The following is a 13,256-nucleotide window of genomic DNA, read 5'->3' on the forward strand; positions in this document are numbered from 1 at the left end:
CCCCGATTATGAAAAAGCTTCTGATCCTGACACTGATCGCCGGCACCTTCACCGCAACCGCGGCCAATGCCCAATCCAGCCAGACAGCCATGGCAGAGCCCGCCAAAGAAAGCGCGAAGCCGCAGTCCACTGCCGCCGCGCAGAACCCGAATACCGACAAGGCCGCCATGCTGGAGAAGATGAAAGAGCAATTCAAGCCCGGCATGATGGCGAAAACCGGCCTTACCGCCGCGCAGGTAGACCGCGTGCTCGAAATCAACCTGGAGATGCGCATGACCGCCGCCCGCGAGCTGCGCGACCTCAACGAAGCCGACCGCAGCGCCCGTATCGCAGAACTCAAAGCCGAGAAGCAGAAGAAGTTCTCCGAGATCCCGCTGACGGCCGACCAGATCAAATCGGTTGACGACTTTTACGCGGAGTTCGCCAGGAACAACCCGCCCAAGGGGCACTGATACTGCCGGTGTATTTGTATTGAAGAAAGCTGCCTTCGGGCAGCTTTTTATTTGCGTTGAGCCGCCCGCACGGTAGCCCTGGTTCCTGATCTTGAAATAACTTTATGGTTGCCGGCCGCCTGCTGCGCCGGAAAAAACAGCAACCACTTATGTCTATCACCAAAGAATCCGAGCTGGTCGGGATGCAAAAGGCCAGCGAAGCCGTTGCCTGCACGCTGAAGGAAATGCGCAACTACGCGCGGCCGGGGATGAGCACCGAAGAGCTGGACGAATTCGGCGCCGGCATCCTCGAGGGCTTCGGGGCGAAGTCGGCGCCCTACCTCACCTATGGCTTTCCCGGCTGGACCTGCATCAGCGTCAACAACGAGTTCTGCCACGGCATCCCCTCCGGCAGCCGCATTCTCCGCGAAGGCGACCTGGTGAACATCGACGTTTCGGCCGAGCTCGGTGGCTACTGGTCGGACAACGGCGCCTCCTTTGTGCTGGGCGAAGACCTGCAGGGACATCAGGCGCTGGTGGATGCCTCGAAAGACATCCTGCGGAAGGCCATCGCGCAGATCCGCGGCGGCGTGCGGATCGCCGACATCGGGCACCTCATCGAAACCGAAGCCCGGAAGCGCGGCTACAAGGTGATCAAAAACCTCACAGGCCACGGCGTGGGCCGCAGCCTGCACGAGGAGCCGGCAGAGATCGCCAACTTCCGCGACCGCTTCAACACGGGCCGGTTCAAAAAGAACTCGGTTGTGGCCATCGAAACCTTTATTGCCACCACGTCCACTTACGCCGAAACGCTGGGCGATGGCTGGACCATGGTGGGGAACAAGGGTGGCTTTATGGCGCAGCACGAGCACACCATCGTGGTCACCGACGGGCAGCCGCTCATCCTCACCGCGATAAACGGCATCTGGAACGGACCGGTGCCGCAGGACAAACACAAAAACATCATTGATCGTATGAATACCAGCGATATCCATAATGAGCGGATCGCGAAGATGACCTTCGCGTCGGTTTACCCGCACTATGTTGCCAAAGTGGAAAAGAAAGGGCGGACAAAAGAAGAACTGCACCAGGTGATCAGCTGGCTCACCGGCTTCAACGAGGAGCGGCTGCGGGCGCTCATCGCGGAGAAGGCCACCTTCGAGACCTTTTTCCGGGAGGCCACGCTGCATCCCAATGCGTCGCAGATCACGGGCACGATCTGCGGGTATCGCATCGAGGATATTGAAAATCCGCTGACCCGGCAGGTGCGTTACCTCGACAAGCTGGTGGACGAGCTGGCCAAGGGCCGCAAGATGGAAAAGATCCTGCGCGGCGCATAGACGGCAGCCGGTCGCTGATCGGCCCGCTTGAGATACCTTTACCCCGTGCACCTTCCGCGCTGCATTAATCAACCAACTATTGCCATGAAAAAGTACCTGTTCCTGCTGCTCCTGCTGCCCCTCGCCGGTATCGCTCAAAAGAAAGACTACCGCGTTGATAAAATGCTGTGGCAATACGAGAAGCCATCCGCCTATCAATACCGCGTTGACAATTTTGCGCAGGCACAGGCCCTGGGCGACAGCATCGTCCGGGAAAGCGGGCAGACTCCCGAAAAGCCCGACAAGGAAGTGATCCTGCTGGCCGCTTCGCTGAAGCCGGAAGAGGATATGAACATCATTGCAGTCAGCTTCAAAGCCAACGGAAATATTACAACATACACGCTGAAGGGATACGTGCAGCGGATGATGGGCTACCTGAAAGAAGTGTATGGAAATATGGGCACGACGGTGAGCCTGAGCACCGAGGAGCTCACCGTAGACGGCATCCCGTTTATTGCCCTCCACAATAAGATCCGCAATGAGAGCGGCCGCGCGTATTGGACAACAACGTTCATTGGTGAAGTGAGCGGGAAAGAGTTCAATTTCACCACCGCCTATGACAAGGAAGCGGAAGGAAAGGTGATCGAGGACTCGTTCCGCGCATCTGCCTTCCGTGCCCGGCGCTGAGGCGAATTTCATTCCAAAACAACGAAAGCATTATTGATGACTGCAACTCGGAGACATAGTTTCGCGGTCGTTCTGCTGTCGGTGATAGCAGCCTGCAACGCCGCGCCGCCCGCTGACTATACCGGCTATTATTACCCGGCGGATAAGCCTGCGGAGGTAGACAGCAACGAGGTGCTCCGGGTAACCCGTCTTGATGATACGGCATATGTTTTCAGCGTTGCCGGCAACAGCGGTGTGGGTAAGGTGGATGATGATGTCGTCACCGGGGAGCTCAAAGGAATGCGTATCGGGAAGGCGCCTTTCACCTTCCGGAAAGGGAAGCTCGGGAGATACGAGTTCCGCGCATTCGGCAGCAGGGTGGAGCTGGTGAAGCTAAGAGCGCTGCCCTGAAACAAACGAAAAGGTCCCGGCTGCTGCCGGGACCTTTGTATTTCTACGGCTTAGTAGCGCTATCCGCGCTCATGTTGACCAATCATAAGAAACCTGCGTTCTTCCGCTCACTGCCAATTAGAACGTCTTCGGCTTCCCGCCCTTGCCGCCGTCGGCAAACTTCGGGTTGAGCTTCATGTTGTAGAAGATGAAGGAATACATATCGGCGGTTGTTTCCAGTGCCTTTTTGAGGTTGGAGGCGCCGTGGCCCGAGTTGACGTCCACGCGGATCAGCGTGGGGTTGGGGCCTTTGTGCAGGGCCTGCAGGGTGGCGGCGTACTTGAAGGAGTGCGCGGGCACCACGCGGTCGTCGTGGTCGGCGGTGGTGATGAGGGTAGCGGGATAGTTGACGCCCGGCTTCAGGTTGTGGAGGGGCGAGTAGGACAGCAGGTTTTTGAAGTCGGCCGCGTTGTCGCTCGAGCCGTATTCGGCCACCCAGTTCCAGCCGATGGTGAACTTCTGGAAGCGCAGCATATCCATCACCCCTACCTGCGGCACGGCCACGCGGAAGAGATCGGGACGCTGGTTCATCACCGCGCCCACCAGGGTGCCGCCATTGGAGCCGCCGGTGATGGCGAGCTTGCCCTTGTTGGTATATTGCTTGTTCACGAGGTATTCGCCGGCGGCGATGAAGTCGTCGAACACATTTTGCTTTTTATCGCGCATGCCGGCCTCGTGCCATTTTTCGCCATACTCCGATCCGCCGCGCATGTTCACGAGTGCATACACACCGCCCTGTTCCAGCCAGCCGATGCGGGTGGCCGAGAAGGAGGGGTTGGAAGCCACGTTGAAGCCGCCATAGCCATACATCAGCGCGGGTGCCGAGCCGTCGCGCTTCGTGCCTTTCTTATACACGATGAACATGGGCACCCTGGTGCCGTCCTTGCTGGTAACGAACACCTGCTCGGTCACGAAGTCTTCGGGGTTGAAGGGCAGCTCGGGCTTGCGGAAGAGCGTGCTTTTGTCGGAGGCGATATCGTACTTGAAGATGGTGCTGGGATAGGTCATCGAGGTGAAGGTGAAGAACACCTCGGTGTCTTCCTCCTTGCCGCCGAAGCCGCCCACGGTGCCGAGGCCCGGGAGCCTGATCTCGCGCTCCTTCTTTCCGTCGGGGCTGAAGACGTACACGCGGCTCGTTACGTCTTTGAGGTAGGTGACGAACAGCTTGCCGCCGGCGGTGCTCACGCCGGTGATGGCCTCGGATGTTTCGGGTACCACGGTCTGCCAGTTGGCTGGGTCGGGGTTGGCGGGATCAACGGAAACGATGCGGTAGTTCTTGGCGCCGTTGTTGGTCGCCAGCAGGAAGCGGCCGTTGTGCTCGGTGATGAAGCTGTAGCTGTCGTCGGTGATCTCGCGGATGAGGGGCTTGAAGCTGTGGTCATCGCTGCGGCTGTCGAAGTACATCAGGCTGTTGCCGGCTTTGGCCTTGCCGCGGTCGGAGATGTTGAGCAGCACGTAGCGCTCGTCTTCGGTGGTGAAGGCGGTATGAAAGCGCTGCGGGTTGGCTTTGTCTTCGTAGATCAGCACATCTTTTTCCTGCGGGGTGCCCACGAGGTGAAACCATACCTGGTGGTTCTCATTTTTGGTGGAAAGCTCCTTGCCCGCTTCGGGCTTCGGGTAGCGGCTATAGTAGAAGCCGTTGCCCTGCCAGGAGGCGCCCGATACTTTCACCCAGGCGAGCGAGTCGGGGAGGTATTGCAGGGTGCGCATATCCATTACGTGGAAGCTGCGCCAGTCGGAGCCGCCCACCGATTTGCCTACCACGGCATAGTTGCCGTCTTTGGAAAGAGTGAAGGTGGCAAGGCCCGTGGTGCCATCGGCCGAGAAGGTGTTCGGGTCGAGCACGGTCTCGGGCACGCCGTTGAGGCCCTTCTGGCGGTAGAGCACGCTCTGGTTCTGCAGGCCGTTGTTCTTGTAGAAATAATAGTATTCGTTGTTGCGGAAGGGCGAGCTGTACTTGGCATAGTTGTTCAGCTCTTCGAGGCGCTTCATCCATTGCTTGCGGTAGGGGATCTGGTCGAGGTAGCTGAAGGTGACCTTGTTTTGCGCGGCTACCCACTGCTTCGTCTCCTCGCTGCGGTCGTCTTCGAGCCAGCGGTAGGGGTCGGCGATCTTTTGCCCGTGGTAGTCGGTAACGGTGTCTACCTTACGCGTGATGGGATAGGAGAGGAGCGGTGCCTGTGCGGCGGCCCCCAGCGATGCAAGGGCGGCTAGGGTAAAAAGCAAAGGTTTCATAGCAAGAAAAGTTTGAGTTTCTTAAAGATAGGCAAAGCCGTGCGGCATTTGGAGCCGCTTGTATAAATTCGGGAAGTCGGGTCACACAATTGTTTTCGCTACCAGGCGATACTGTTTCGAGCCGAAGCCAAAACTGCAAGCACATGAAACTGTTCTTTATCCTTCCCGCTTTGTTGCTCACCGCCGTGGTACATGCGCAACCTGTAGAAGTAACGCGCACCGATACCCTGTGGTGTCCGAATGACACCTTTGCGCTGCGGTTTAAAGGAGACAGTGCACGCGATTATTTTACGGCGAGCCGTAAGGATAAGGTCAGCCCGGGCACCGATGCCGCACCGGGAGAATATGCTGTTTTATACTATGGTAAGGACAGTCTCCGGCTTATTTACCATAACCGGCTCCCTTACGCTCATATATTCTATGTTCATTTCGCTTCGCCGAAAGGCAGGACCACACTTCGTTTTCACTTCAACGAACTAAGCAGCTATTTCCCGGCTTCCTACCGCGGGCAGCATCGCGGAAAGAGCCAGGTTGATGTTCCGGAGGCTTACGAGCTGGCCAACATTATCTGGACGCTCTCGCCCAGCGGTCAGCGGGCAACCGATCTGAATAAGCAAGGACCCTACTATCAGCGCGTGCTCGATTATTTCAGGCCCTTTCTGCGGCACCCGGTTTTCAAGGCGCTCAATTTCCCCGACTCGGTGTACAGTCAGAAGTATTACGATTTTCGCGAGAACAGCTTTGCGTTCAACTTCGCCAACTCCCGGGCCGCGACGCCGCTGCTGTTCAATGGGCCGTATTATTACGTATACGGCAACGAGCTGGCCGACAGCAGCCTCTTTGGAAAATTGCGCCCGCTCGTGGAAGATTTTGCGCGCGTGTCGCGCTTCCGGGATTTTTATAAAAGTAACCAGGGCTATTACGCGCAACAGGTACGGCGGCAGGAGCAGCTGTTGCCCCTGACGCAGATGTGGCATTGGCTCGAGCGGGAGTTCCCGAAGCGCAAGTTCCAGTCGTACCGCGTGGTCTTTTCGCCGCTTATCGGGGGCTCGCACAGTACCCAGCAATATGCTACCTACGAGCCCGGCGGCTGGTACCAGGAGAGCGTGATGTTCATCTGCGGCCCGGATCGCTACGACGCAGATGCTTCTCTGTCCGAAAAGCAAAAGGAAGGACTCCTGTCGGGCGTTGTTTTTACCGAGATCGATCACAACTATGTCAATCCCACTACAGGCAACTACCGGAAGACGGTGGACAGCATTTTCGCCAACCGCACGGCATGGACGCGTCCGGGTGCGGGTACCGATTTTTACGGCAGCCCTCTGAGTATTTTCAATGAGTACATGACCCACGCGCTTTTTTGCCTGTATGTGCAGGAGACGTACGACCCGGCGACGGCGGGGTTCGTTATTGCAAAGCGCGAGGACCTGATGGTGGATCGCCGCGGGTTCACACAGTTCCGTGAATTCGACCGCGAGTTGCTGCGCCTGCGCGCGGCCCATCCCGGCCGGGTGGTGACTGATCTTTACCCGCAGGTGCTCGCCTGGTGCCGTAGCTACAACCGGGTAGAAACGGCTCCTTCCTCGCCTTCGCACTGATCTTTCAATCAAATCCTGTTAACGGTGTCCGGTGGTGACAAGCAGTTGAACAACCTGAACGGCATACCTTTAGAGCAACACAAGCTTCCATGAAACAATTGCTCCTCATTTTTTCGCTCGCGCTTGCGGGCACCGCCTCGGCACAGCAAAAAGTTGCCCCCGACTCGCTCCGTACCGTGGAGGCCGCCTGCGGCCAGTGCCGCTTCGGGCTGCCCGGCAAGGGCTGCGACCTTGCCGTCCGCTTCGGTGGCAAGGCTTATTTCGTTGACGGCACTTCCATCGACAAGCACGGCGACGCCCATGCTGCCGACGGTTTTTGCAAGGCGGTGCGCCAGGCCAGGGTGAAAGGCTCCGTGGTAGACGGCCGCTTCAAGGCCACGCATTTTGAGGTGCTGCCTGCTGTGAAAAAAAGCTGATGGAAATGGATGGCGCCGAAGTCCGGGTTCGCCTGGCTACCGCAGCCGACCTGGAAATTCTCCGCAGCTTTGAGCAGGGCATCGTAGCGGCCGAGCGTCCCCTCGACCCGACACTTCGCCCCGACCCGCTACATTATTATGACCTCGAATCCTTGCTGGAGAATCCCCATGTCGACCTGATGGTGGCCGAACATGACGGCCGCCTCGTCGGCTCGGGTTATGCCCGGGTGGAAGCGTCGCGGCCTTTTGTATTGCCCGAATATTATGCGTACCTCGGTTTGATGTACGTGGATCCTGCCTACCGCGGCCAGGGTATTAATGCGCTGATCCTGGAGCATCTGAAAGTGCTGGTCCGTGCCCGCGGCATTACCGAGCTGCGGCTCGAAGTATATGCCGGCAATGAGCCGGCCATCCGGGCCTACGAGAAAGCGGGCTTTGAAAAGCTGCTGGTTTGGATGCGGCTGGAGATAGAGCCTTAGAGGCATCGTTTCAGTGCCGGCCATTGTCTTATTGAAAAGAAGGTTTATGAAAGCCCTGACTCTTTCTTTCCTCCTCCACGCTGGCCTTGTTTGCGCCCAGGAACCCAAAATTCATCCCGACCAGGAGCGGGCGCTCCGGGTGTTCGCTAACGAGTATGTGCGAACCTCTTTTCCCCGTTATCCACTGGCCATCCAGGTAGCAGGCAACGAAGTGCGCTACGATAGCATGACCATCGTCGTCAGCGTGGCGGCAGAATACCGCGCCCTGTTTACAAGCGGCGTTTTCCAACCGGCGGTGCTGGCCGGCGGCCGCGCTTTTGTCGGTTTCCGTCCGCGGGGCGACAGCACCGGCTTCTACAATACCCGGCGAACCACCGTTTCCGACCTGGCGTCCCTGCCCGGAGCCCTGCCCGACAGCCTGCGCCGCTATACGTTTCTATCCTGGTCGCCCGGCTTTGCCAATCCCACTCTTTACGTGCTGGAGCTGTCGAACCCGAAGGGGAAGCGGGGCGAGTCATTCGAAAGCTTCCTGAAGGGAGCGCAGGTCACCTTCTGTCGCTTCGTGTCAATTCTGATCTGAGCCGGCCACCCGGGCTACCGGGAAAAGGGTCCGGAGGCCTGGTGTTGAATCCCCACGCGCTTCTTTTCAGCCTGATGCCGCTCGCAACACTTTGAGTGCCATTCCGAAGTCAATCCGGGCCCTTCACAAAACTGTGACCCGCATCCCGGCGTTTGTCCAGGCCCCTTCAGAACAGGCTGGAGCCTCCGGATCGCATCGCCCTCAAACCCTAAAACCCAGAACCTCAGAAACCCAGAACCTTTTCAGGTTTGTTTTAACCCTTTCATCCAACCCTTTTGGGCTATTTTTACGACTAAACTGCGTAAAAGCTCCCGAACGACATGAAGCGCACCATCATCCCCATTCTCGCCCTGTTTCTCTCCGGCGCCGCGGCCGCGCAACCGAAGCCTGCCGCCAAAAAGCCGGCGGCCCGCGTGGCGGCCTCCAACTCGCTGGGCGTGCCCGGCACCGGCGGCTACGAGATCAGCGTCACCCTCAAGCCCTTTAAGAACCAGTATATCTACCTGGGTCATTATTACGGCAAGCAACTGCCTATCATCGACTCGGTAAAGCTCGATGGCAACAGCACCGGCGTATTCCGCGGCAAGGAGCCCCTCGGCGGCGGCATCTACCTGGTGGGTTATCCCGACCGGGCGCACAACTTCGAGATCCTCGTAGACAAGCAGCAGAAATTTGCAATAGTGGCCGACACTGCTACGGTGCCCGAAAAGCTGCAGTTCACTGGCTCGCCCGACAACACCCAGTTTCATGAATACCAGCAGGCCATGAGCGCCGCCGGCCGCGAGGCCGACGCCATCATACGGCAGCGTACCGCCAACCCGCAGGACTCGGTGCGCCTTACCCGCCAGCTCGAAGACATCAACGACCGCGTGATGGCCTACCGCGGCAAGATCATGAGCGAGTCGCCCAACAGCCTGCTGGCTACCCTGCTGAAGGTGATGAAGGACCCCGAGTCGCCGATCAAAAAGCCCGTCACCCGCGAAGACTCGCTGCACAACTACCGCTACTATAAAGCGCATTATTTCGACGGCGCCAACTTCTACGACGAGCGCCTCGCCCGCACGCCCTTCTTCGAAAGCAAGGTGGACCGCTATTTCGACGGGCTCATTTATCCCTCCGCCGACTCGGTGATCCGCGAGATCGACAACGTGATGGCCTATGCCGGCATCAACAAGGAAATGCAGAAGTTCTTCCTGCTCAAGTTCGTGAACCGCTACATGAACATGAAGTATATGTGGGAAGACAAGGTGTTTGTGCACCTCTATGAAAAATACTTCGCCCAGAAGAACTACGAGTGGCTCAGCGACAAGGGCAAGAAGATCATCCAGGACCGTGCCTACAGCCTGATGGCAAATATCTTCGGCGACCCGGCCTCCGACATCGAACTGCCCGACTCCAACGGCAAAAAGCTGCGTCTTTACAATGTGCAGGCGCCCTACACCCTGCTGGTGATCTGGGATCCCACCTGTGGTCACTGCAAGGAAACCCTGCCCAAGATCGATACGCTGTACAACACGAAGTGGAACAAGATCGGGTTGAAGATCTTTGCCATGGCCAAGGAAACCGACGGCACGCGCAAGGACTGGACGAACTTCATGAACCAGAAGAGCCTCGACAATGGCTGGACGCATGTATACTATTCGAAGGAAGCCGAGAAGGAGCGCGTGACTGCCAACATTCCGAGCTATTCGCAGCTTTTCGACGTGCAGTCTTTCCCGACGATGTACCTGCTTGATAAAGACAAGCGTATCATTGCCAAAAAGGTGACCGAAAAGCAGGTAGATGAGATCCTCGCGCTCCGCGAGAAAGAACAGAAAACCGGAGCTCCCAAATAAGCTTATGATGATCCGACGCATTCTCTTTGCCGCGGGGCTGCTGTGCGCCGCCGGCGGCGCCTCGGCGCAAACGCTCTTTACCTATGGCCGCGACACGGTGACCGTGCCCGAGTTCAGGGCGGCCTGGAAAAAGAACAATACAGCCAAAGGCAACGGCGCCCTCAACGACTACCTGGAGTTGTATATCGCCTCGCGCCTCAAGATCCGCGAGGCCAAGCGGCTTGGCTACGATACCCTGCCGCAGATGACCACCGACCTGCAGAACCTGCGCGAGCAGCTGCTGCCGACCTACCTCAACGACCTCGCCGGTGTGGACGCGCTGGTGGCCGAAGCCCGCGAGCGCTCGAAAAAAAATATCCGCCTGTCGCACATCTTCATCGCCGCGAAAGAAGGCGCCGACACCACCAGCGCCTGGAAGCGCGCGCAGGAAGCCCTGGCGCTGCTGCAGAAGGGCACGCCCTTCGCCACGGTGGCACGGCAATACTCCGACGATCCTTCGGTGAAAGAGAACGGCGGCGACCTCGGCAACGTGGGTGTGTTCAGCCTGCCCTATGAGCTCGAGAACCTGGCCTGGCATACACCTGCCGGCAAGGTGTCGGCGCTCCATCGCTCGCGTGCCGGCTATCATATCCTGAAGAACAACGGCGAGCGCCCCGACGGCGGTACTTTCCGCGGCGCGCAGATCCTGCTGGCTTTCCCGCCGGGCGCCACCGACGCCGACAAAGCGGTCATTAAGAAGCGTGCCGACTCGCTTTATACGCGCCTCCTCAAGGGCGATGATATCGGTAAGCTGGCCGGGCGCTTCAGCAATGACGTGGTGTCGGCCGCCAATGGCGGACAGATGCCGGAGATCAATGCGGGACAATACGATGCGCGTTTTGAAGACAAGGTGTTTGCGCTTCCGAAGGACGGCGCCATCACGCCGCCTTTCCTTACCAGCCACGGCTGGCATATTGTAAAGCGTCTTTCCCTGAAGCCGCGCAGCACGGGCGACAGCGCACAGGTCGCCCAGTCGCTCCGCGAGCGCGTGGAAGCCAGCGACCGTATGAATACGGTACGCGCAGCGCTGGTGGCCAAGGTGCGCGCGCAGGCCGGCTACCGCGAGCTCAATTTTTCCAGGGCCGACCTGCAGGCTTTCACCGATTCGCTGCTGGATTATAAGAAGCCGGGACGCACGTTGTCGGTGGAGAGCACCACGCCGCTGCTCGCCATCGGTACGAGCACGATTTACGCGGCCGACTGGATCGCTTATGCGGGCAACAACCGCTTCCGCTCCGACGGCACGGGCACGAAGCCTTTCGACGAGCTGTGGCGCGAGTTTGCCGATGCCTCGGCCATCAGCCAGTACAAGGCCAACCTAGAGCGCTACAATCCCGCCTTCCGCGCGCAGATGGAGGAGTTCCGCGACGGCAACCTGTTCTTCGAGATCATGCAGCGCGAGGTGTGGGGCCCGGCACAGTCGGACAGCGCCGGCCTCGAGCGCTATTACAACGCGCACCGCAGCCAATACACGTGGAAGCAAAGCGCCGACGCGGTGCTCTTTTATACTTCCGATGCTGCCACCGCCAAAGCTGCCCGCGCGGCCATCGCCAAGGCGCCCGCCAACTGGCGCACCACCCTGTCGGCCTTCGACGATAAGGTGGCTGTCGACTCCAACCGCTTTGAGCTGGAGCAGATCCCCAACCCCGGCAAAGCCGTGCTGAAACCGGGTCTTGTTACCGAAACACTGGTAAACAATACCGATGGATCTGCATCTTTCGGCCTTGTGCTGAAGCTGCACCCCGCCAACCAGCCGCGCACCTTCGCTGAAGCCCGCGGCCAGGTGATCACCGATTACCAGAAAGAGCTCGAAGACAAATGGGTGAATGCGCTCCGGGCGAAATACCCGGTGACGATCAACCAAAAAGAACTATTGGAACTGATGAAGAAGTAATCGAAAGAGGCCGCCCGACGGGCGGCCTCTTTCGTCATTGCGAGCGGAGCGAAGCAAACTCCCCGACCTGAAGGCTGACCGCAGCCAGTAAGAGCTTTCGATTGCAAACGCTTACAGTCTCGACCATCCTGCGTAAATCAGGAGGTTGCTTCGCTCCGCTCGCAATGACGCTACGCGTCGCTTCGCACGCCTCGCTTCGCACACCAGCCAGTACGAACAAAAAGTAAGGGTCGTTTCACAACGACCCTTACCAATTAACTAATAGACCAATTTACCAATTACCAATCTACACGATCTCCTTCACCACGTTGGAGATCACGTCGGGCTTGCCGAGGGTGTAGTAGTGCAGCACCGGCACGCCGGCGGCCTTGAGTTCTCTGGATTGCTGGAGCAGCCATTCGGTGCCCACCTGCTCCACGTCGGCATCGGTTTTACAGGCCAGCACGGCACTGGCGAGCGCTTCCGGAATGTCTACATGGAAGGTGCGGGGAATGATAGTGAGTTGCTTTTTGGTCGTGAGCGGTTTGAGGCCCGGGATGATGGGCACATTGATGCCGGCGGCGCGGCAGGCCTCCACGTAGTCGAAATACTTCTTGTTGTCGAAGAACATCTGGGTGGTGACATAGCAGGCGCCAGCATTCACTTTGGCTTTAAGGAATGCGAGGTCGGTGGTCATGTTGGGCGCTTCAAAATGCTTTTCGGGGTAGCCGGCAACGCCAACGCAGAAGTCGGTGTGGGTGGCGTTCTTGAGGTCTTCCTCCAGGTACTGGCCGTTGTTCATGCGCATCACCTGCTCCAGCAGCTCGATGGCATAGTGGTGTCCGCCCGGTTCGGCCATAAAGACGCCCTCGTTCTTCGGCGCGTCGCCGCGCAGCACTAGCACATTGTCGATGCCGAGAAAGTGCAGGTCGATGAGCGCGTCTTCGGTTTCCTGCTTGGAGAAGCCGCCGCAGATCAGGTGAGCCACCGCGTCGACGCCATAGCGGTTTTGCAGGGCGGCGCAGATGCCTACGGTGCCGGGACGCTTGCGTACCTGCACTTTTTCAAAGCTGCCGTCGGCCCTGCGTTTGAAGGTGGATTCGCTGCGGTGGTAGGTAACGTTGATGAAGGAGGGCTTGTACTCCATGAGGGGGTCAAGATGCTCCCAGAGCGACTTGATTCCCTTGCCTTTCAGGGGCGGAAGGATCTCGAAGGAAACCAGGGTCCGGTCTTTACCCTGCGCGAGGTGCTCGGTCACTTTCATACGGTCGCGAAGGTACGGCAGAGAAATGTCTGATGTCAGATGTCGGATGTCTGATTTCCGGGAAACCGTTT

Annotated in this window: 12 protein-coding genes; 10 read left to right on the forward strand and 2 right to left on the reverse strand. The window is 58.6% G+C overall.

The features are described from left to right. Positions 1-8 precede the first annotated feature (8 nt). The 4 genes from EPD60_RS08360 to EPD60_RS08375 all read left to right on the forward strand — a co-directional run bounded on the left by EPD60_RS08360 (position 9) and on the right by EPD60_RS08375 (position 2,827). Positions 9-452, forward strand: a complete 444-nt coding sequence (locus EPD60_RS08360; RefSeq protein WP_131448727.1) for a hypothetical protein — start codon at positions 9-11, stop codon at positions 450-452. 149 nt (positions 453-601) lie between these two features. Further along, the gene (map, locus tag EPD60_RS08365; protein WP_243647788.1) at positions 602-1,771 is read left to right on the forward strand and encodes a type I methionyl aminopeptidase; all 1,170 of its coding nucleotides are present in this window, start codon (positions 602-604) and stop codon (positions 1,769-1,771) included. 84 nt (positions 1,772-1,855) lie between these two features. Next, a complete protein-coding gene (locus EPD60_RS08370) occupies positions 1,856-2,437 on the forward strand; it encodes a hypothetical protein (protein WP_131448729.1) in 582 nt (193 codons plus the stop codon). A 36-nt stretch (positions 2,438-2,473) separates the two neighbouring features. Next, on the forward strand, positions 2,474-2,827 hold the full coding sequence (locus EPD60_RS08375; protein WP_131448731.1) for a hypothetical protein: 354 nt from the start codon (positions 2,474-2,476) through the stop codon (positions 2,825-2,827). A gap of 117 nt (positions 2,828-2,944) precedes the next feature. Here EPD60_RS08375 and EPD60_RS08380 read toward each other — a convergent pair whose 3' ends face one another. Then, positions 2,945-5,101 (reverse strand): prolyl oligopeptidase family serine peptidase, encoded by a 2,157-nt coding sequence (locus EPD60_RS08380; RefSeq protein ID WP_131448733.1) that lies wholly within the window; start codon positions 5,099-5,101, stop codon positions 2,945-2,947. A gap of 143 nt (positions 5,102-5,244) precedes the next feature. On the opposite strand from EPD60_RS08380, the gene EPD60_RS08385 reads away from it, so the two are divergent. The 6 genes from EPD60_RS08385 to EPD60_RS08410 all read left to right on the forward strand — a co-directional run bounded on the left by EPD60_RS08385 (position 5,245) and on the right by EPD60_RS08410 (position 11,942). After that, the gene (locus EPD60_RS08385) at positions 5,245-6,699 is read left to right on the forward strand and encodes a DUF4932 domain-containing protein (RefSeq protein ID WP_131448735.1); all 1,455 of its coding nucleotides are present in this window, start codon (positions 5,245-5,247) and stop codon (positions 6,697-6,699) included. Between the two features lie 89 nt (positions 6,700-6,788). Beyond that, the gene (locus tag EPD60_RS08390) at positions 6,789-7,115 is read left to right on the forward strand and encodes a DUF6370 family protein (RefSeq protein WP_131448737.1); all 327 of its coding nucleotides are present in this window, start codon (positions 6,789-6,791) and stop codon (positions 7,113-7,115) included. Next, positions 7,115-7,594, forward strand: a complete 480-nt coding sequence (locus EPD60_RS08395; RefSeq protein ID WP_207896568.1) for a GNAT family N-acetyltransferase — start codon at positions 7,115-7,117, stop codon at positions 7,592-7,594. Before EPD60_RS08390 ends, EPD60_RS08395 begins: the two co-directional genes overlap by 1 nt. 46 nt (positions 7,595-7,640) lie before the next feature. After that, a complete protein-coding gene (locus EPD60_RS08400; protein ID WP_131448739.1) occupies positions 7,641-8,174 on the forward strand; it encodes a hypothetical protein in 534 nt (177 codons plus the stop codon). A gap of 320 nt (positions 8,175-8,494) precedes the next feature. Beyond that, on the forward strand, positions 8,495-10,009 hold the full coding sequence (locus tag EPD60_RS08405; protein WP_131448741.1) for a TlpA family protein disulfide reductase: 1,515 nt from the start codon (positions 8,495-8,497) through the stop codon (positions 10,007-10,009). A 4-nt stretch (positions 10,010-10,013) separates the two neighbouring features. After that, positions 10,014-11,942, forward strand: coding sequence for a peptidylprolyl isomerase (locus EPD60_RS08410; protein ID WP_165871479.1), 1,929 nt, complete (start codon positions 10,014-10,016; stop codon positions 11,940-11,942). Positions 11,943-12,228: 286 nt separating this feature from the next. Here the strand turns inward: EPD60_RS08410 and metF are convergent, their stop codons facing one another. Then, on the reverse strand, positions 12,229-13,185 hold the full coding sequence (gene metF, locus EPD60_RS08415) for a methylenetetrahydrofolate reductase [NAD(P)H] (RefSeq protein WP_131448745.1): 957 nt from the start codon (positions 13,183-13,185) through the stop codon (positions 12,229-12,231). Between the last annotated feature and the right edge of the window lie 71 nt (positions 13,186-13,256).

Source organism: Flaviaestuariibacter flavus, assembly GCF_004337505.1.
Classification (GTDB): Bacteria; Bacteroidota; Bacteroidia; order Chitinophagales; family Chitinophagaceae; genus Flavisolibacter; species Flavisolibacter flavus.

What these genes read in the sequence shown, in the direction of transcription:
- EPD60_RS08360 (WP_131448727.1), top strand. Translation starts at nt 9, where the DNA reads ATGAAAAAGCTTCTGATCCTGACACTGATCGCCGGCACCTTCACCGCA.
- map (WP_243647788.1), top strand. Translation starts at nt 602, where the DNA reads ATGTCTATCACCAAAGAATCCGAGCTGGTCGGGATGCAAAAGGCCAGC.
- EPD60_RS08370 (WP_131448729.1), top strand. Translation starts at nt 1,856, where the DNA reads ATGAAAAAGTACCTGTTCCTGCTGCTCCTGCTGCCCCTCGCCGGTATC.
- EPD60_RS08375 (WP_131448731.1), top strand. Translation starts at nt 2,474, where the DNA reads ATGACTGCAACTCGGAGACATAGTTTCGCGGTCGTTCTGCTGTCGGTG.
- EPD60_RS08380 (WP_131448733.1), bottom strand. Translation starts at nt 5,101, where the DNA reads ATGAAACCTTTGCTTTTTACCCTAGCCGCCCTTGCATCGCTGGGGGCC.
- EPD60_RS08385 (WP_131448735.1), top strand. Translation starts at nt 5,245, where the DNA reads ATGAAACTGTTCTTTATCCTTCCCGCTTTGTTGCTCACCGCCGTGGTA.
- EPD60_RS08390 (WP_131448737.1), top strand. Translation starts at nt 6,789, where the DNA reads ATGAAACAATTGCTCCTCATTTTTTCGCTCGCGCTTGCGGGCACCGCC.
- EPD60_RS08395 (WP_207896568.1), top strand. Translation starts at nt 7,115, where the DNA reads ATGGAAATGGATGGCGCCGAAGTCCGGGTTCGCCTGGCTACCGCAGCC.
- EPD60_RS08400 (WP_131448739.1), top strand. Translation starts at nt 7,641, where the DNA reads ATGAAAGCCCTGACTCTTTCTTTCCTCCTCCACGCTGGCCTTGTTTGC.
- EPD60_RS08405 (WP_131448741.1), top strand. Translation starts at nt 8,495, where the DNA reads ATGAAGCGCACCATCATCCCCATTCTCGCCCTGTTTCTCTCCGGCGCC.
- EPD60_RS08410 (WP_165871479.1), top strand. Translation starts at nt 10,014, where the DNA reads ATGATGATCCGACGCATTCTCTTTGCCGCGGGGCTGCTGTGCGCCGCC.
- metF (WP_131448745.1), bottom strand. Translation starts at nt 13,185, where the DNA reads ATGAAAGTGACCGAGCACCTCGCGCAGGGTAAAGACCGGACCCTGGTT.